Source organism: Chitinibacter sp. SCUT-21 (assembly GCA_041874755.1).
GTDB lineage: Bacteria > Pseudomonadota > Gammaproteobacteria > Burkholderiales > Chitinibacteraceae > Chitinibacter.
Genome location: CP102611.1, coordinates 3,393,180 through 3,410,064 on the forward strand (window position 1 = coordinate 3,393,180; position 16,885 = coordinate 3,410,064).

Consider the following 16,885-nt stretch of genomic DNA (forward strand, 5'->3'; position numbering starts at 1 on the left):
GATGTTTTAAAAAGAGGGGTTTGCGATGAATAGCTTGTGGTTACCCGTGGCAAACCCCGATTTTTTTGCGCAAGTCGGGCCGTGGTTCATGGCCTTGCCGCATTGTAAAGCGCTTGGGCTGGAGTTGGTAGCGGCCGAACGCGCAAAAGTCACACTGAAATTACCATTCAAAAATGAACTGATCGGCAACCCCGAAACGCGTGTTTTGCACGGCGGGGTGGTCACCTCGTTGATCGATACCGCATCCGGTGTCACGCTCTACACCCTGCTTGATGCGCCCGAAGCTGCCGCTACGCTCGATTTACGCATCGATTACCTACGCCCAGCCAAACCCGATTTGCCGCTGTATTGCACTGCAGAGTGCTATCGCCTAACTGATTCGGTGGCATTTACTCGCGCCACGGCTTATCAAGAAGACCCTGATAAGCCGGTTGCCCATTCGGTGGCAACTTTTGCCCGAACTGCTAGCTAACAGGTGTGCTATGGAAAAACCGATCTCTGCTTTATGTGAAGGTATTTCATCACACGCTATGCTAGAAAAAGCATTGCAAGCAATACCCTATGCAAAAATGCTAGGTGTTCAAGTGCGGGAACAGTCCGGTGAACCCTTGTTTTACTTGCCTTTCGCTGAGCAAAACATCGGCAACGTTTTATTGCCGGCGATTCACGGCGGAGTCATTGGCGGCTTTTTAGAAAACGCGGCGGTGCTGCATTTGATGTGGGCGCGCGAATCGGCTGGCATTCCGCGCATTGTGGATTTCTCGATTGATTATTTACGCTCTGCGCGAGCGCTCGATTTATACGGGCGCTGCGAAATAGTGCGCCAAGGCAAGCGCGTCGCTAATGTGTTGATGACAGCTTGGCAAGACGACCCAACAAAACCAGTCGCAATGGCACGAGCGCACTTCCTTTTAAGTTAGAATAAACCCTTACTTCGCTTTCCTAATTTTGTTTCGAGATTGGCTTTATGACTCAAGTGTTTAATTTTTCCTCTGGACCTGCGGTGTTGCCGGCTGAAGTATTGCGTCAAGTGCAAGCAGAATTGCTCGATTGGCACGGCTCTGGCATGAGTGTGATGGAAATGAGCCATCGTGGCCCTGAGTTTGGCCAAATTTTGGCTGAGGCTGAAGCTGATCTGCGCACTTTGCTCGCGATTCCTGAGAACTACAAAGTGTTATTCCTGCAAGGCGGCGCGCATTTGCAATTTGCGATGCTGCCATTCAATTTCGCTAGCGCCGATAGCACGGTGGATTTTGTAAATACCGGGCATTGGTCCAAAGTGGCGATTAAAGAAGTCAGCCGCTACGCCAAAGTGAATATCGCGGCGAGCAGCGAAGATAAAAATTTCAGCTACGTGCCCGATGAAGCGTATTGGAAACGCACCAAAGACGCAGCGTTTTTGCACTATTGCAGCAATGAAACCATCGGCGGCGTTGAATTTAACTTTATTCCAAAATCGAATGGCGTGCCGCTAATTTGCGATATGTCGTCCAATATTCTGTCGCGTCCAGTCGATGTGAGCCAGTTCGGCATGATTTACGCCGGCGCACAAAAAAACATGGGGCCATCGGGTGTGGCGGTGAGTATCGTGCGCGAGGACTTGCTGGGTAAGGCGCGCAGCGATACACCCACGATGTTGAACTACAAAACCTTTGCTGATAATGGCTCGATGTACAACACTCCACCGTCGTTTGGTATTTATGTGGCGGGCTTGGTGTACAAGCATGTTCTGGCGCAAGGCGGCTTGGCGGTGATGGAGCAAAAAAATATTGAAAAAGCCAATATCGTTTACGCCGCGATTGATGCGTCAAATGGCTTCTACAACTGCCCAACGGCTTTGGCCGATCGCTCCCGGATGAATATTCCATTTACTCTGGCCGACAGCCAATTGGATGCCAAATTCTTGGCTGGTGCTGAAGCGCGTCATTTATTGCAATTGAAAGGCCATCGCTCGGTCGGCGGTATGCGTGCGTCGATTTACAATGCAATGCCAATCGAAGGCTGCCAAGCGCTCGCTGACTATATGAACGAATTTGCCAAGCAACACGGCTAAGAGGAAAGACCATGGCAGGACAAGGCTCGGGCGGTAATGTCATCGCCGCACTCTGCAGTTTCTTTATCCCCGGTTTGGGGCAATTACTGCAAGGTCGCTTACTGAAAGCTGCGCTGATGTTTGTGTTGGCGGGCGCGTTGTGGGTGATCTTTATGGGCTGGATTATCCATCTGTGGTCGATTCTGGACGCGGCTAAGTTTGATCCGAATAAAAATTAGTTTGAGTACACACGAATGTCTGACGAGCAACTCAATTTACTAAAGCAACACCGTGATGCAATTGACGCGCTCGACGCGCAAATTTTGCAGCTGATTAACGAGCGCGCCAAACACGCACATCAGATCGGCGTGATCAAAGGCAGCGGCGTTGTGTATCGCCCAGAGCGCGAAGCGCAAGTGCTAACGCGGATTAAAGAAATCAACCAAGGCCCACTGTCGGGCGAGGCCGTTGCGCGTTTGTTCCGCGAAATAATGTCGGCGTGCTTGGCGCTCGAAAAACCGCTGATGATTGCGTATTTGGGGCCAGAAGGCACGTTTACGCAAGCGGCGGCGATTAAGCATTTCGGCCACGCAGCGAACACCTTGCCGTGCGCGTCGATTGACGAAGTATTCCGCGTCGTTGAAGCGGGTAGTGCAGATTACGCGGTTGCGCCGGTAGAAAACTCGACCGAAGGCGCTGTCGGCCGCACGCTCGATTTAATGGTCGGCAGCTCGTTGAATATTTGCGGCGAAGTGGTGCTGCGTATTCATCACCATTTGCTGCGTGCCAGCGAAGGCTTGGAAGGCATCAGCCGTGTGTATTCCCACGCGCAAAGCTTGGCGCAGTGCCACGAATGGTTGAATAAAAACCTGCCTGCGCACGTTGAGCGTATTTCGGTGTCGAGCAATGCCGAAGCTGCGCGGATGGTCAGCCTCGATCCAAGCAGCGCAGCGATTGCCGGCGATGCGGCAGCGGAAAAATATAATCTATTGAAACTGGCGCAAAATATTGAAGACGAGCCCAACAATACGACGCGTTTCTTGGTACTCGGCAAACAATCCTCTGCGCGCTCGGGCAAAGATAAAACATCTTTGGTCATTTCTGCGCCAAATCGCGCCGGCGCGCTGCATTCGGTGGCGGAGCCATTGGCGCGCAATGGTGTTTCGATGACCAAGTTTGAATCGCGCCCAAGCCGCACCGGTTTATGGGAATACGTGTTTTTTGCCGATGTGGAAGCGTATATCGACGATGAGAACATGCAAACTGCACTGGCGGAGTTGCAAAAAGTAGCGGCGTTTGTAAAGGTACTCGGCTCGTATCCTCAAGCTGTCATCTAGTGGTGTAACACTACTGCGAAGCACGATGACTGCGTTGTAAAAACACTCAAAATCCTCATGTACTTCAGTACATTCCGGTTTTTCGCCGTTTTTACGCCTTGTCCTCGCGCTTCTCGCGACGTTTTCCACTCTCCGCTTTGACTGCTTTATGCGGATCTTGTCTGAATAAAAGGAAGCCTATGAAAGCCGTTACCGTATTTTGTGGTGCCCGTTTTGGGGCGCGTGAAATTTATCGTGAAGCTGCGCAAAGCTTAGGCAAAGAAATCGCCCTGCGCGGCATGACCTTGGTGTATGGCGGTGGTCATGTGGGTTTGATGGGGGCGGTGGCGGAAGCTGCGCTGCAAGCCGGCGGTGAAGTGATCGGCGTGATTCCAGAGTTTATGGTCGAGCGCGAGCTGGGTTACGGCGCATGCACTAAGCTGGAAGTAGTCGATTCAATGCACACGCGCAAAGCGCGCATGGCCGAGTTGACCGATGGCTTTATCGCCATGCCTGGTGGTTTTGGCACTTTTGACGAATTGTTTGAAATTTTAACGTGGGCGCAAATTGGTTTGCACGCTAAACCAATTGGCCTACTGAATGTAAACGACTATTTTGTGCCCTTGCGTGCGATGGTAGCACATGCCGTCAGGGAAGGATTTGTTGGTGACCGTGACGCGGCGCGCTTGATGATGGCCAATGATAGTCAAACCCTACTCGATATCTTGCAGGCTGAACCCAGCCAAAGCGCAGGTGAATGGTGGAAAACTTAGGTTTAGCGAGTCCGAGCGACGCGAAAAGGGCGGCGGAGCTGATTTATCAGTCCGACGCCCCTTTTTACGATTATTGGTTTGCCCTGCCACGCGAAATGACGCTAATGAATTTAGCGCGTCTGTGGCACGAACCCAATGGCAGCTACAGCTACCGCAATGCGCAAGTGCTGCGCAATGCTAACGAAGAAATCATCGCCTTGGTTTTTCATTACCCTGCGGGGTATGGGGCACAACTTCAGATTGACGATAGCATAGAGCTACATACCCTGGCGCTTGATTTGGATATTCTGCGCTCACGGCAGCGTGATCTGGATTTTCTGTTTCCGCATGTGCCCAATGATGCGTGGTATTTGCGCACGATTGCCGTGCATGAAGAACACCGCAGCCAAGGCCTTGGCGCGCGCATGCTCAGCCAAGTGATTTTCACTGCCCGCCAAGCGGGTTTTGATCAACTGCACGTCGATGTCGATAGTGGCAATCCGCGTGCGGTGCAGTTTTATTTGCGCCACGGCTTTGAAGTCTTGGTTGAATCCAAAGTGAAATCACTGACCAAATTTTCATTACCAGCCAGTTTGCGCTTGGTAAAAACACTGTAATTGGGCTTTTTGCCCCGTATTGATTGATAAGGATAATAATGTCCCACGTAGCCCTTTCTTCACTCGCTCCTGACTATATCCGCGCGATTGCGCCGTACCAGCCTGGTAAACCTGTTTCTGAACTCGCGCGTGAAATGGGTTTGGATGCCGAAAAAATTGTCAAACTGGCATCGAACGAAAACCCGCTTGGCATGGGGCCAAAAGCGCGGGCCGCGGTGGAAAAAGAGCTGGCCGAATTGGCGCGTTATCCCGATGGCAATGGTTTTGAGCTGAAAGCCAAAATTGCTGAGAAATTTAGCGTCAATCTCGATCAAATCGTGCTGGGCAATGGCTCGAACGATATTTTGGAACTGATCGCGCACGCATTTTTAAAGCAAGGCGATTCGGCGGTGTTTTCCGAATATGCCTTTGCCGTTTATCCGCTGGCGACGCAAGCCGTTGGTGCCACGAATATCTGCGTCAAAGCCGTTGATTACGGCCACGATTTAGACGCGATGCGCGCCGCGATTCGCCCTGATACTAAAGTGGTGTGGATCGCCAATCCCAACAATCCCACTGGCACGTTGGCACGCCCGGGCGATTTAATCGAATTTTTAGAACTGTGCCCGAAAAACGTGCTGGTGGTTCTGGATGAAGCCTACACCGAATTCTTGCCGCGCGAAAAACGTAGCGATTCAATCGGCTGGTTGAAACAATTTCCAAATCTGATCGTGGTACGCACTTTTAGTAAAGCCTATGGATTGGCCGGTCTGCGCGTGGGTTTTGCGCTGGCAAACCCCGAAGTTGCCGACATCTTGAATCGTATTCGTCAGCCATTTAATGTGAACAGCCTCGCGCAAGCGGCGGCTGTGGCGGCGCTCGATGATCTGGAATTTTTAAAGCAATCGGTTGAAGTCAATGCCGCCGGTATGAAGCAAATTACCGAAGCGCTGCAAGAATTAGGTTTGAGCTTTATCGAAAGCTACGGCAATTTTGTCACCTTCCACTGTGGCGACGCAGCGATGCTGAACCAGTTTATGCTCGAGCGCGGCGTGATCGTTCGACCGCTGGCGGGATACAAAATGCCGAACAGCTTGCGCGTGTCGATCGGCTTGCCGGAAGAAAACGCACGCTTTATTGAAGTATTGCGTGAGGCGATGGAAGGCTAATGTGGTCTTTGGCGGCGACGGTTGAAGCGGATTTTGAGGATTTACTCGCGATTCGCATCGCCGCAATGCGTGAAAGTCTGGAGCGTTTAGGTCGCTTTGACCCCGAGCGCGCTCGGCAACGGCTACGCGCCAATTTTAATCCCGCCGCCACCCAAAAGATCCTCGTCGATAACGCCGTCGTTGGGTTTTACGCCATTAACGAAACCGAGCTGGCTTACTCATTAGATCATTTGTACATCTTGCCCAGCTGGCAAGGGCAGGGGATTGGTGGCGCGGTGCTCACGCAGATTAAGCAAACCTACAGAGGGAAAGAGATTGCCCTGTGTGCTTTGCGCGGCAGCGATGCCAATCGTTTTTATCAAGTACATGGTTTCACGCAATGTTCCGAGTCTGAATGGGATATTGAGTATGTTTTTGATGGGTATGTTCCTGTAGTTTAGATTGATGATCCTGTGCGTGAAGATACATGTGCATGTATATTGCCACACCAGAATTGAGCCTGATCGCTTATAATAGCGGCAATCAATAGAAATAGTTTGAAAGGGATGTTGAGATGGTTGATCGTAATTACGTTTCTGAATACACCAAATTCATGGACAAGTTCCTGCAAGAAAACCCAGAGGTAGCTAAAGGCCAAGTCGAAGGCCGTGCACTGCTGTGGGATAAAGAACCCATCAATCTGGACGAACGCGCTCGTCACGAAGAGTCTCGCGTCAATAAATAAGCGCGCTGTTCTCCAAAAAACGCCATCCCCTGTGATGGCGTTTTTTTATTAGCTATATCTTAATCGCCATTGCTGCGTAGCAAAGTCATATTCAAACACTGAATAAGGCATTTTAGTATCGAGGTAAAACAGTTTTGGAGGATTTTTTGCGGAATAATGTAAGCTAATTTGCTTCTTAAGCTGATTGCTGTCTAAGTCTAATTCTTCAAGTGTCGTTGGATAGCGTTTATGGCTTTGCTGAAACTGCAAGATTTTAATGGCGACAATAGTGGCTTGTTTTTGCCTTTCAGTGCTACGCACATGATGAATGCCGTAGGTGATTGCAAAACCAACACCCCAAATTAATAGAATGTGTGCAATGTAGCGCAATTTGAGTTTGCCTGTGAAACACTGAATGATCCGCACAAGCGTCCATATAAATAGAAAGAAGCCAACCCAGAAAAACCACAGTAGACCATAGTCCATCGCGGCTAGGCTGCTGATAAAGATGCAGCATAGTGTGGTGATGAACAGGCTTTTAGTCTCTGAATTTGAAGCAAATAGCATTGATTAGGCCGTGCGATATTAAAAAAGGGAGGCCATGCCTCCCTTGTGTGGACCAATTGACTGTTTATTTAGCAGCTACGCCGCCAACCACTTCCATGGTTTCCCATTTACCATTTTTAACGGTGTAAAGTGCGATTGCTCCGTTTTTGATATCGCCTTTCTCATCGAAAGTGATCGCGCCAGTCGCGCCTTGGTAGTCGGTTTTAGCCAACTCTGGCAGGTATTTCGCAGGGTCTGCTGAGCCTGCTTTTTGCATGGCCGCTACCATTACTTTAACTGCATCGTAGCAGTATGGTGCGTAAAGCTGAACTTCAGTGCCAAACTTGGCTTTGAATTTATCCAAGAAAGCTTGGCCGCCTGCCATTTTTTCTTTTGGCATGCCTGGTGATGAAGAAATCATGCCTTCAGCGTCGCTGCCCGCCAATTTGATAAATTCTGGCGTTTGCGTACCGTCACCGCCCATGACTTTGGCGTTGATGCCCAGTTTCTTCGCTTGTTTTTTTAGTGGTGCTGCTTGCGCGTCCATACCGCCGTAGAAAATCAGATCGGGCTTGCTGCCTTTGATGGTGGTCAGGATCGCGTTGAAGTCGGTTTCTTGGTTGGTCGTGAATTCACGGCGAACTACTTCTGCGCCAGCGGCTTTTGCTGCTTTTTCGAATTCATCTGCCAAGCCTTGGCCGTAGGCCGTGCGATCGTCAACGATTGCTACTTTTTTCGCGCCTAATTTTACCGCGTATTCGCCAAGCACTTTACCTTGTTGCGCATCGTTCGCCATTACGCGGAAGGCAGTTTTAAAGCCTTGTGCTGTGTAGGCAACTGCAGTTGCAGATGGAGAAATTTGTGCAATGCCCGCGTCAGAGTAGATTTTTGACGCTGGAATTGTGGTGCCAGAATTCAAGTGACCAATCACGCCGGCTACTTTTTGATCGACAAAGCGCTGTGCAACGGTGGTTGCGGTTTTTGGATCGGCTTGGTCATCTTCTGAAATCATTTCTAATTTCATTTTCTTGCCGCCAATATCAACACCGCCCGCTTCATTGATCTCATCGATCGCCATGCGCACACCGTTTTCATTGTCTTTGCCCAAGTGAGCGATGTTGCCCGTCAGCGGTGCTGCGTGACCAATTTTGATCACATCGCCAGCTGGCGCAGCTTCAACTTTAGCGGCTGGTGCTGCGCTTGCTTGTTCGGTTGTAGCTGCAGGTTCTTGTTTGCCGCAAGCCGTCATTGCTAAAACAGCGGCGGTGATCAGGGTGTAACGAGCGATAGTCATACAAAATTTCCCCAGTGATTTGTAGTGTCGTGCCATTTGTTCTGTTTAGATCCGATAAGGTCGGTTTCTGATGTGTTGCCATCTAAACAGCAATTCACATTAGAAGTGACAAATATCTACCTCGCAATGCACGTCGTTGAATAGGGGTAATCCTGTAGCTGGGCCGCAACAGTTCTTTGATTTTTTCTGCGGTACAGTTTTTGCCTTTGTCATATTGCTGTCAGAATGGCTTGAATGCAGGTTTTTATTGGCTTTAGCCGATACGCATCGCAGCCAGAAATACTCGCGAAGGATAAAGAGGGGCGTGATACTTGCGAGGGTTAAAATGTCGCTATTTAACAACGATGTGTGTTTAAAACGCCTTTGTATGGACGTAAAAAAAGGGAGCTAAAGCTCCCTTTTTTGATGGTAAATGCGCTTATTTTGCGCCGCCAACCATTTCAGCTAATTCCCACTGGCCATTTTTCACGCTGTAAACGCCCACTGCTGCGTTTTTCACGTCGCCCTTTTCATCAAAAGAGATTGGGCCCGTTAAACCTTGGTGCTCGATTTTGGCTAATACTGGCAAGTATTTCGTTGGATCAGCAGAGCCAGCTTGTTTCATAGCGGACAACATCAATTTTGTTGCGTCATAGCTGTATGGCGCATAAACCTGAACTTCTACACCGTATTTGGTTTTGAATTTTTCTTTAAATTCTTTACCGCCTGGCATTTGGTCAACTGATTGACCTGCAGACGAGCCGAAAGTGCCTTCTGCGTCAGCGCCGGCCAATTTCAAGAATTCAGGAGATTTGGTGCCGTCTGCGCCCATCACAATCGCAGTCAGACCCAGTTTTTTGCTCTGTTTTTTCAGTGGGGCAGATTGTGCATCCATACCGCCGTAGAAAATCAAATCTGGTTTCGCGCCTTTTATGTTGGTTAGGATCGCGTTAAAGTCGGTTTCTTGGTTGGTGGTGAATTCGCGTTTAACAATTTCAGCGCCAGCCGCTTTAGCTGCTTTTTCAAACTCGTCCGCCAAGCCTTGGCCGTAAGCGGTGCGGTCGTCAACAATCGCTACTTTTTTCGCGTTCAGTTTGCCCACTGCGTATTGCGCCAATACTAAACCTTGTTGACCGTCGTTGGCGGTCAGACGGAATGTGGTTTTGTAGCCTTGCGCCGTGTAAGCGAGGGCAGTAGCTGATGGAGAAATTTGTGGGATACCTGCGTCAGAGTACACTTTAGACGCTGGAATGCTAGTACCCGAAGTCAAATGGCCGATCACGCCGGCGATTTTTTGGTCAACAAAGCGTTGCGCAACAGTCGTAGCATTTTTCGGGTCAGCTTGGTCGTCTTCAGATACCAAAACTACTTTCTTTTTCGCGCCATCAACGTCGATGCCGCCTTCGGCATTCACTTCTTCAATCGCCATTTGCGCGCCGTATTCAACGTCTTTACCCAAGTGTGCGATATTGCCAGTCAGTGGCGCTGCCAAGCCGATTTTAACGGTGTCGCCGCTCGTTGCTGCGCTGTCAGCAGCAGGTGCGCTTGCTGCAGCACCTTCTTGGCTTGGTTGTTTACAAGCAGACAGGCCAACAATAGCCGCCGCAATCAAAGTGTATGACGCGAATTTCATATTTTCGTTTCCGAAGAAATGTTCAGGAAGGGTCTATGTGCAGGTAATCAGGTAGGCTAAACGCTAATGACTACATAACTGTAATCTTGCAGCAGGGGGTGGCAGTTGGATACTAGGGTATTCCTGTATCGGTCTGAAATACGGGGAACTGTAATGGTCTTGCGTTTAAACGCTCAGATCTAATTGCTGCGCAGTGCCGACCGCTCCCGTCTCGAATAGAAACAGACCTGCACTGCGAATCTGCCCATAATTTTGATTGTGCGCATTGTTTAAATCGAAATCAGCTTTGGCTCGCCCAAGAAAAATCGCGCCAATTTTCATTTGCGCTAGTGTTTGGAGTTGATCATTACCGCTTGCGTCTTTGATCCAAAGTTTCAGTTCGCCAAAGATCTGATCGCCTTCGTCAATCCAACCATTTTGATCTTGATCGTAATGCGCCAAATCGGCAAAGCCATCGCCGCTTTGAGTGCCAAATAACTCGCGGCCATTATTGATTTTGCCATCCCTGTTTTTATCGTGCGCCAGATACGCACTGCCAGCATTCAGCTGATGGATCGTCTCGGCTTGGCCTTTGCCATCGATATCAAATTGGAAAGTCTGCTCCGCCAAAGTGACGGCAGAGGCTGCGTAGTTGAGTATTAAGGGGTCTTTTTTGGGTCGCGCAGCGCTGCTAGTAGCGATGGTTACGTCAATTTGCTGGCGGTAACTGCGATTGAGTTCAAGTTGGGCGCTAAATTCAATCTCGCGTCCATCGGCGGTTTTGATGATGCCAGCGCCAGCAAATTGCATTTGCTCGGCTTCATTTTCACTGGCGTGATATTCCAGCACCAAGCCACCTTCATTTTGTGTGGGGGTATTACTCTGTACGTCTTGCTGATTATGCTCTTGATTAAGATACGTTAGTTTAATCTCACGTCCCAAAATCGCCTCAAGCAGATTTTTAATCATCAATAGTTTAGGGTCGTTGTTTACGGCTTCTTCCTGTTCTTCAAGCATCTGCGCGGCACTGGAAATCTCGACGCGATCATTATTTGCTGCACGACGAGGTGGCTCGTAACGTATCGACAAACTTTCGCTTTGCTCGCGTTGGTATTGGCGCTGTGCAGCCAGCGCAACATTGGATTCAACAATCCGCATGGGACACCTCGAGGCGCCAAAGCGCGTGTGCGTGGAATAACTATTTATCGGCGCAAGGCGAGCTGATTACAGGTGGCCGAGCTCGGCCAAGGAGACGACCTGATGGGCGGCGACGATAAAATGGTCGATCAGTTTGATCTCCAGCAGATCGAGCGCATGTTGCAATTGGCGCGTGAGTAAGATGTCGGCGCTGGATGGCTCGGCGCAGCCGCTAGGGTGGTTGTGGGCAATAATAATGGCCGCTGCGTTGTGCAAAATCGCTTGTTTGGCGAGTTCACGCGGGTACACCCGTGTTTCGTTTAGCGAGCCCTTGAATAATGTTTGCGCGCTGATTAAGTGGTAATTGGTGTCCAAATACAAGGCATGAAATTCTTCATGCGCGATGCCGCGTAAACGCAGGCGCAAATAATCGCGTACCGCCGTTGGGTTGCTAAACGAATCGCGCACTTTCAATTGTTCAGCCAATGCGCGGCGGCTCATTTCGAGCACGGCTTGCAATTGCGCATATTTGGCCGAACCAACGCCGCTAATCGCGTCAAAATCGGCTAACTGCGCGGCAAATAGCGCTTCGAGCGAACCAAAATGTTGCAAGAGTTCGCGCGCCAAGTCGACCGCCGATTTGCCCGGCAAGCCGACGCGCAAAAAAATCGCCAATAATTCGGCATCCGACAACGCCGTAGCGCCGTGCAGTAGCAATTTTTCACGCGGACGCTCGTCCGAAGGCCATTCTGTGATCGACATAGAGGTTCTGTTTACGTTGGTTTTACACGTCGCGTTTGCGCTGGTTTTGGTCTGAACAAGGCGCAAAACCTGATGCATAGTGAGGCTATGGAAAGGTTTTGCAACGCAGTTTCAGGCTAAAAGCAGCCAAACCTTGTGGCTGCGGCGCGACCGTAAAACTAACGTCAACAGAACCTAGTTCTTTTTCGGTAAACTATCGACCATTCTTTCTAGCAGAGGCGCGCCCTTCGTGAGCCCTATCAATCAGAAAAAAATCGTTCTTGGCATTACCGGCGGCGTTGCGGCGTATAAATCGGCCGAGTTAACGCGGCTTTTGGTCAAGGCAGGTTACGATGTGCATGTCGTGATGAGCGAGGCCGCTACGCATTTTGTCGGCACGGTGACGTTCCAAGCACTCAGCGGCAATATCGTTTACACCGATCAATGGGACGCCCGCCGTCCGAACAATATGCCGCACATTGATTTAACGCGCGGCGCGGCTGCGGTGATCGTGGCGCCAGCGTCGGCCGATTTTATTGCCAAAGTCGCGCACGGCCAGTGCGATGATTTGCTCTCGACCTTGGTCGCAGCGCGTGATTGCCCGCTGATGATCGCGCCGGCGATGAACCGCCAAATGTGGGAAAACCCACCGAATCAGCGCAATATCGCGCAACTGAAAGCAGATGGCGTCTCGATTTTTGGCCCGGGCAATGGCGAGCAAGCGTGCGGTGAAGTCGGTGATGGGCGGATGCTCGAAGCGCAAGACATATTCGACCATCTAGAAGCTGCGTTGCAGCCCAAAGTTTTAAAAGGCAAGCGCGTATTGCTAACTGCGGGTCCGACATTCGAGCGCATCGACGCCGTACGCGGCATTACCAATACCAGCAGCGGCAAAATGGGCTACGCGATTGCGCGCGCGGCGTACGAGGCGGGTGCTGAGGTGGTGTTGGTGTCAGGTGAAACCAGTTTGCCAACGCCAATCGGCGCACGTCAAATTGATGTGAAATCGGCGCAGCAAATGCTCACCGCGGTTGAAGCTGAAGTTGATGCCTGTGATATTTTCATCGGCGTTGCGGCGGTTGCGGATTATTATGTGCTCAATCCATCTGAGCAAAAAATCAAAAAAGACGCGCATATTCTAACTTTGGAATTGGCGCCAAACCCCGATATTCTGGCTGGCGTTTCATCACGCCCGAACGCGCCGTTCTGCGTGGGTTTTGCTGCCGAATCGGAAAACCTGCTCGAATACGCTGAGGCCAAACGTTTGCGCAAAAAGCTGCCACTACTGGTGGCGAACTTGGTGCAAAACGCCTTTGGTGCGGATACCAATGAAGTGGTGCTGCTCGACGATCACGGCGAAACGCGTTTACACAGCGCGCCAAAAATTGATATCGCGCGCAAACTTGTCGCACACATTGCGCGGCTCTACCCTAACGTAAAACAAGATTAATACCTGCCAATGTATTGCTGTGTAGGCAATATTTAAATTGGCTTTAAGCGATATACCCATAAGGATTGAAGATGACTAAGAAAAGCATGGATGTAAAAATCCTCGACGTACGCCTCAAAGACAATTTGCCTGCATACGCAACACCGGGCGCGGCGGGTTTGGATTTACGCGCCTGTCTGGATGCGCCGATTGAGCTCGCGCCCGGCGCAACCACCTTGGTGCCAACGGGTATGGCGATTCACTTGGAAGACCCAACTTTAGCGGCGATGATTTTGCCGCGCTCCGGTTTGGGCCATAAACACGGCATCGTGCTGGGTAATTTAGTTGGCCTGATCGATTCGGATTACCAAGGTCAGCTGTTTGTTTCGGTGTGGAATCGCGGTAGCAGCAGCTTTACGATTCAGCCTTTAGAGCGCATCGCGCAATTGGTGATCGTGCCGGTGGTACAAGTGGCGTTTAATATCGTCGACGAATTTACCGAGTCAGATCGCGGTGAAGGTGGTTTTGGCAGTACCGGTAAACACTAAAATTAAAGGGGGCGTCGCCCCCTTTTGTTATGATTGCCGTGGTTTTAGGCTTGGAATATGCTCTGGATGGTCTGCAATTAAGCCGGCGAGTGGCCAAGTGAGTACTTGGGCATATTCGTCTGGATGTTGTACCCCATACACCCAGCAAGGTACTTGTTGCCGGGTTAGTTCAGTGATTTGCTCGGCTGATGCGACTTCATAATCAAAGACTAAGCCAATCCCCACTGGACGAGGCATGGCGGCCAGCATCGTATATAAGTTGATGGTGCGAGCTGGTGAGTTGGATAGTAATAGTGCGCAGGGCAAGGTGGTGTCTCTTGCCAACGTTAGGATTAGCTGGTGATGAAAAGAGCTAAACAGGCCTTTAAAAGCATGTTGTAGTTGGGCCATGACCGCCATGGTTGCGCTAAGACAGTCGGCTGATTTTAGCTCTAAGTTCCAAAAAGCAGTTGGAAAAGCCTGCAAAGCTTGAGCTAGCGTTGGGACTTCGTAACCTTGGATTGCACAGAGTTCTGCATGACTCAATTGTTGAACAAGCCGACCATCTTTTGCGCAACGATCATGAAATAAAATAGCAACTCCGTTGCAATCGGTGCGGATGTCGGTTTCGAATCCATTAAAGCCTGCGCGCCACGCATCTTCAAATGCAGCTAAAGTGTTTTCAGGAAAATTGCGGGTCCAGCCGCGATGTGCAATGTAATGCATATTAGTTACACTCGAGTGGCGAATGATCGCCCAGAATAAAACAGAAGTAGGAAGTATCCTTGAATGAAAGCTCGCCACACCTTATTTTCTTTGTTGCTCAGCCTTGGTGCGCTGAGCGTAAGTGTAGCACCGTCTGCGGCTCAAGACCTCACTTCTGGCAATTTAGCGGTTACAACTTCCGCAACTCAGTCTTCGCTTCAGCCTAGCTCGCGTCCGCGGGTTGGCTTGGTGTTAGGGGGGGGCGGAGCTCGCGGTTTTGCTCACATTGGTGTGCTTAAAATACTCGAGCAAAACCATATTCCAGTCGATTGTGTGATTGGTACGAGCATTGGTTCATTGGTGGGGGGCGCGTATGCATCAGGGCGCACCACCGATGAAATGACAGAACGAATTCAAAATGCCAATTGGGATGATTTGCTGTCCTCCAGTTTGCCGCGTCAGCTCAATTCGTATCGCAAAAAAAGTGATGATGCCCTTGGCCTTATTGGGCTTGAGTTGGGTTTAGGTGATGATTTATCGGTAAAATTGCCAACGGCGGCAATTAGTACGCAAAAAATTGAATATTTTTTACGCGAGCTCACCTTTGCTGGAACTGTGCCGCATTTTGATGAAATGCCAATTCCCTATCGAGCGATTGCCACTGATCTGGTAACTGGCGATATGGTGGTATTTAGCAGTGGGGATGTGGTGACGGCTATGCGGGCCAGCATGGCTGTGCCAGGGGTTTTTCCGGCGGTGCAAACCGATAAGCATTTTTTAGTTGATGGCGGTTTAGTCCGGAATATGCCAATTGATGTGGCGCGCAATACCTGCGCCGATGTGGTGATTGCAGTTGATGTCGGCTCGGAGCCACTCAAGCGGGGTGAGCTCAATAGTATTTTCTCTATGGCCGACCAATATACTCGCTTGATGATGCTGCAAAATGTCAAACCGCAGCTTGATTCATTGACCGGTGCAGATGTTCTGATCTCCCCCACCTTGCCCAATTTGTCTTCCAGCGATTTTAATAAATCAGCCGATATGATTAAGGAGGGCGAAATTGCCGCCTTAAATATGTTGTCCCAATTGCAGCGTTATGCGGTGAGCCCGGAGCAATTTGCCGCATGGTCGCAAGCAAGGGTGGAGCGTCATCTAGAGAGTCGCGCCATTTCACAGGTTCAAGTTAAAGATCCAAAGCACGTGAATCCAGTGGTGGTTGAAAAAGCCTTGGAAGTGAAAGTAGGTGAAAAACTTAATTTGCCTGAATTTTATCAAAACCTAGGTGAGGTCTACGCACGAGGTGATTTTAGCCAGTTGGATTACGAATTAAGCCGTTCAGGGCAAACTGATACGCTCAATATTCTGCCGATTGAAAAATCATGGGGGCCGAACTATCTGAATTTCGGCTTGGGCTTTGGTACCGATTTTGAAGGTTCGACGCCTTGGAGTATTTCCGCCATGTATCGCCGGACGTGGATAAATGACCTCGGTGGCGAATGGAAAACGGTCATGAAGCTGGGCTCTTCTCAGACGGTGCAGAGCGAGTTTTATCAACCGCTGCAAATCGATGGTTTGGCTTTTATTGCGCCATATATCACCTATAAAACTGGCCCTTTAGCACTTTGGTATCAAGGCATACAGTTGGGAAATTATAACTCCCATCATTCTGCGGTCGGGATAGATTTAGGCTCTACGTTGGGTCAGTATGGCGAGTTTAGGATTGGCCCAGTGGCCAATAAATACAAACTTAGCGAAAGTATTGGCTTGCCCTTAGGGCAAGATGCCTCAACGCAAGATATGGGTCTGCGCGCTAGCCTATTTTACGATCAGCTGGACAACTATTTTTTCCCAACGACAGGCGAATATTTGAATCTGAATGCCTATGCGTCGCTTAAAAATGGCGATGATATCAATCAGTTTGCGGACCTTGCTGCGGAGTTTCGCTCCGCGCGGCCATTTAAATCGGGTGTGATGCTATTGACCTTAAAAGGCCAGGAGTTGCTTGGGGATAGCCCTGAGTTTCTAGATGTGAGCTGGCTGGGTGGATTTATGAATCTGTCTAGCTACCGTTATCAGGAAATTCTGACTAATCGCTTCTTATATGGATCTTTGCAGTACTATCAGCCAATGTCGGTGCTGGCCAATAGTTACTGGGGGCTGGGATTGGAGGGCGCCTATGTGATGGATCAATATAATGGGGGCGAAGATAATGCTTGGCATGGCTCTCTGATGGCTTATTTGGCGTATGACAGCTACATTGGCCCGCTCTATCTTGGCTTTGCGTATGGGGATAATAAAAAATTAACCAGTTACTTAATGCTGGGTAAGCAATTTTGATGATCCGATT

Annotated in this window: 19 protein-coding genes; 13 read left to right on the forward strand and 6 right to left on the reverse strand. The window is 49.9% G+C overall.

Annotated features, from left to right (window positions below; translation table 11 throughout):
- Positions 1-25: 25 nt before the first annotated feature.
- The 10 genes from NT239_15895 to NT239_15940 all read left to right on the forward strand — a co-directional run bounded on the left by NT239_15895 (position 26) and on the right by NT239_15940 (position 6,589).
- A complete protein-coding gene (locus NT239_15895) occupies positions 26-472 on the forward strand; it encodes a PaaI family thioesterase (protein XGA71207.1) in 447 nt (148 codons plus the stop codon).
- A 10-nt stretch (positions 473-482) separates the two neighbouring features.
- Complete coding sequence (locus NT239_15900) at positions 483-920, forward strand: PaaI family thioesterase (protein ID XGA71208.1); 438 nt, start codon at positions 483-485, stop codon at positions 918-920.
- 47 nt (positions 921-967) lie between these two features.
- The gene (gene serC / locus NT239_15905; GenBank protein XGA71209.1) at positions 968-2,053 is read left to right on the forward strand and encodes a 3-phosphoserine/phosphohydroxythreonine transaminase; all 1,086 of its coding nucleotides are present in this window, start codon (positions 968-970) and stop codon (positions 2,051-2,053) included.
- An 11-nt stretch (positions 2,054-2,064) separates the two neighbouring features.
- Positions 2,065-2,271 carry a hypothetical protein gene (locus NT239_15910; GenBank protein XGA71210.1) on the forward strand — a complete coding sequence of 69 codons (207 nt, stop codon included), beginning with the start codon at positions 2,065-2,067 and terminating at the stop codon, positions 2,269-2,271.
- A 15-nt stretch (positions 2,272-2,286) separates the two neighbouring features.
- A complete protein-coding gene (gene pheA, locus NT239_15915; GenBank protein XGA71211.1) occupies positions 2,287-3,369 on the forward strand; it encodes a prephenate dehydratase in 1,083 nt (360 codons plus the stop codon).
- Positions 3,370-3,548: 179 nt separating this feature from the next.
- Positions 3,549-4,121: a TIGR00730 family Rossman fold protein gene (locus NT239_15920; protein ID XGA71212.1), complete on the forward strand. Its 573-nt coding sequence runs from the start codon at positions 3,549-3,551 to the stop codon at positions 4,119-4,121.
- Positions 4,106-4,717, forward strand: a complete 612-nt coding sequence (locus tag NT239_15925; protein ID XGA71213.1) for a GNAT family N-acetyltransferase — start codon at positions 4,106-4,108, stop codon at positions 4,715-4,717. Before NT239_15920 ends, NT239_15925 begins: the two co-directional genes overlap by 16 nt.
- 38 nt (positions 4,718-4,755) lie before the next feature.
- Complete coding sequence (gene hisC / locus NT239_15930; GenBank protein ID XGA71214.1) at positions 4,756-5,865, forward strand: histidinol-phosphate transaminase; 1,110 nt, start codon at positions 4,756-4,758, stop codon at positions 5,863-5,865.
- Positions 5,865-6,305 carry a GNAT family N-acetyltransferase gene (locus NT239_15935; protein XGA71215.1) on the forward strand — a complete coding sequence of 147 codons (441 nt, stop codon included), beginning with the start codon at positions 5,865-5,867 and terminating at the stop codon, positions 6,303-6,305. The genes hisC and NT239_15935 overlap by 1 nt, the downstream gene beginning before the upstream one ends.
- Before the next feature lie 113 nt (positions 6,306-6,418).
- A complete protein-coding gene (locus NT239_15940) occupies positions 6,419-6,589 on the forward strand; it encodes a DUF3460 family protein (GenBank protein XGA71216.1) in 171 nt (56 codons plus the stop codon).
- A gap of 48 nt (positions 6,590-6,637) precedes the next feature.
- Here the strand turns inward: NT239_15940 and NT239_15945 are convergent, their stop codons facing one another.
- From NT239_15945 to radC, 5 genes are all read right to left on the reverse strand, one after another.
- The gene (locus NT239_15945) at positions 6,638-7,135 is read right to left on the reverse strand and encodes a hypothetical protein (GenBank protein XGA71217.1); all 498 of its coding nucleotides are present in this window, start codon (positions 7,133-7,135) and stop codon (positions 6,638-6,640) included.
- A 64-nt stretch (positions 7,136-7,199) separates the two neighbouring features.
- Positions 7,200-8,408: a branched-chain amino acid ABC transporter substrate-binding protein gene (locus NT239_15950; protein ID XGA71218.1), complete on the reverse strand. Its 1,209-nt coding sequence runs from the start codon at positions 8,406-8,408 to the stop codon at positions 7,200-7,202.
- A gap of 418 nt (positions 8,409-8,826) precedes the next feature.
- Positions 8,827-10,020 carry a branched-chain amino acid ABC transporter substrate-binding protein gene (locus NT239_15955; GenBank protein ID XGA71219.1) on the reverse strand — a complete coding sequence of 398 codons (1,194 nt, stop codon included), beginning with the start codon at positions 10,018-10,020 and terminating at the stop codon, positions 8,827-8,829.
- Between the two features lie 165 nt (positions 10,021-10,185).
- Positions 10,186-11,157 (reverse strand): hypothetical protein, encoded by a 972-nt coding sequence (locus tag NT239_15960; GenBank protein XGA71220.1) that lies wholly within the window; start codon positions 11,155-11,157, stop codon positions 10,186-10,188.
- A 66-nt stretch (positions 11,158-11,223) separates the two neighbouring features.
- Positions 11,224-11,898: a DNA repair protein RadC gene (gene radC / locus NT239_15965; protein ID XGA71221.1), complete on the reverse strand. Its 675-nt coding sequence runs from the start codon at positions 11,896-11,898 to the stop codon at positions 11,224-11,226.
- A gap of 238 nt (positions 11,899-12,136) precedes the next feature.
- Between radC and coaBC the strand changes: the two genes are divergently transcribed.
- On the forward strand, positions 12,137-13,327 hold the full coding sequence (gene coaBC / locus NT239_15970; GenBank protein XGA72823.1) for a bifunctional phosphopantothenoylcysteine decarboxylase/phosphopantothenate--cysteine ligase CoaBC: 1,191 nt from the start codon (positions 12,137-12,139) through the stop codon (positions 13,325-13,327).
- 71 nt (positions 13,328-13,398) lie between these two features.
- Entirely contained in the window at positions 13,399-13,854 is a 456-nt protein-coding gene (gene dut, locus NT239_15975) for a dUTP diphosphatase (GenBank protein XGA71222.1), read from the forward strand.
- Between the two features lie 27 nt (positions 13,855-13,881).
- Here the strand turns inward: dut and NT239_15980 are convergent, their stop codons facing one another.
- The gene (locus tag NT239_15980; protein XGA71223.1) at positions 13,882-14,559 is read right to left on the reverse strand and encodes a glycerophosphodiester phosphodiesterase; all 678 of its coding nucleotides are present in this window, start codon (positions 14,557-14,559) and stop codon (positions 13,882-13,884) included.
- A 63-nt stretch (positions 14,560-14,622) separates the two neighbouring features.
- Between NT239_15980 and NT239_15985 the strand changes: the two genes are divergently transcribed.
- Positions 14,623-16,875, forward strand: a complete 2,253-nt coding sequence (locus NT239_15985) for a patatin-like phospholipase family protein (protein XGA71224.1) — start codon at positions 14,623-14,625, stop codon at positions 16,873-16,875.
- The last annotated feature ends 10 nt before the right edge of the window (positions 16,876-16,885 follow it).

Excerpts from the sequence above, each read along its gene's own strand:
- NT239_15895 (XGA71207.1), top strand. The coding sequence starts at position 26 with ATGAATAGCTTGTGGTTACCCGTGGCAAACCCCGATTTTTTTGCGCAA.
- NT239_15900 (XGA71208.1), top strand. The coding sequence starts at position 483 with ATGGAAAAACCGATCTCTGCTTTATGTGAAGGTATTTCATCACACGCT.
- serC (XGA71209.1), top strand. The coding sequence starts at position 968 with ATGACTCAAGTGTTTAATTTTTCCTCTGGACCTGCGGTGTTGCCGGCT.
- NT239_15910 (XGA71210.1), top strand. The coding sequence starts at position 2,065 with ATGGCAGGACAAGGCTCGGGCGGTAATGTCATCGCCGCACTCTGCAGT.
- pheA (XGA71211.1), top strand. The coding sequence starts at position 2,287 with ATGTCTGACGAGCAACTCAATTTACTAAAGCAACACCGTGATGCAATT.
- NT239_15920 (XGA71212.1), top strand. The coding sequence starts at position 3,549 with ATGAAAGCCGTTACCGTATTTTGTGGTGCCCGTTTTGGGGCGCGTGAA.
- NT239_15925 (XGA71213.1), top strand. The coding sequence starts at position 4,106 with ATGGTGGAAAACTTAGGTTTAGCGAGTCCGAGCGACGCGAAAAGGGCG.
- hisC (XGA71214.1), top strand. The coding sequence starts at position 4,756 with ATGTCCCACGTAGCCCTTTCTTCACTCGCTCCTGACTATATCCGCGCG.
- NT239_15935 (XGA71215.1), top strand. The coding sequence starts at position 5,865 with ATGTGGTCTTTGGCGGCGACGGTTGAAGCGGATTTTGAGGATTTACTC.
- NT239_15940 (XGA71216.1), top strand. The coding sequence starts at position 6,419 with ATGGTTGATCGTAATTACGTTTCTGAATACACCAAATTCATGGACAAG.
- NT239_15945 (XGA71217.1), bottom strand. The coding sequence starts at position 7,135 with ATGCTATTTGCTTCAAATTCAGAGACTAAAAGCCTGTTCATCACCACA.
- NT239_15950 (XGA71218.1), bottom strand. The coding sequence starts at position 8,408 with ATGACTATCGCTCGTTACACCCTGATCACCGCCGCTGTTTTAGCAATG.
- NT239_15955 (XGA71219.1), bottom strand. The coding sequence starts at position 10,020 with ATGAAATTCGCGTCATACACTTTGATTGCGGCGGCTATTGTTGGCCTG.
- NT239_15960 (XGA71220.1), bottom strand. The coding sequence starts at position 11,157 with ATGCGGATTGTTGAATCCAATGTTGCGCTGGCTGCACAGCGCCAATAC.
- radC (XGA71221.1), bottom strand. The coding sequence starts at position 11,898 with ATGTCGATCACAGAATGGCCTTCGGACGAGCGTCCGCGTGAAAAATTG.
- dut (XGA71222.1), top strand. The coding sequence starts at position 13,399 with ATGACTAAGAAAAGCATGGATGTAAAAATCCTCGACGTACGCCTCAAA.
- NT239_15980 (XGA71223.1), bottom strand. The coding sequence starts at position 14,559 with ATGCATTACATTGCACATCGCGGCTGGACCCGCAATTTTCCTGAAAAC.
- NT239_15985 (XGA71224.1), top strand. The coding sequence starts at position 14,623 with ATGAAAGCTCGCCACACCTTATTTTCTTTGTTGCTCAGCCTTGGTGCG.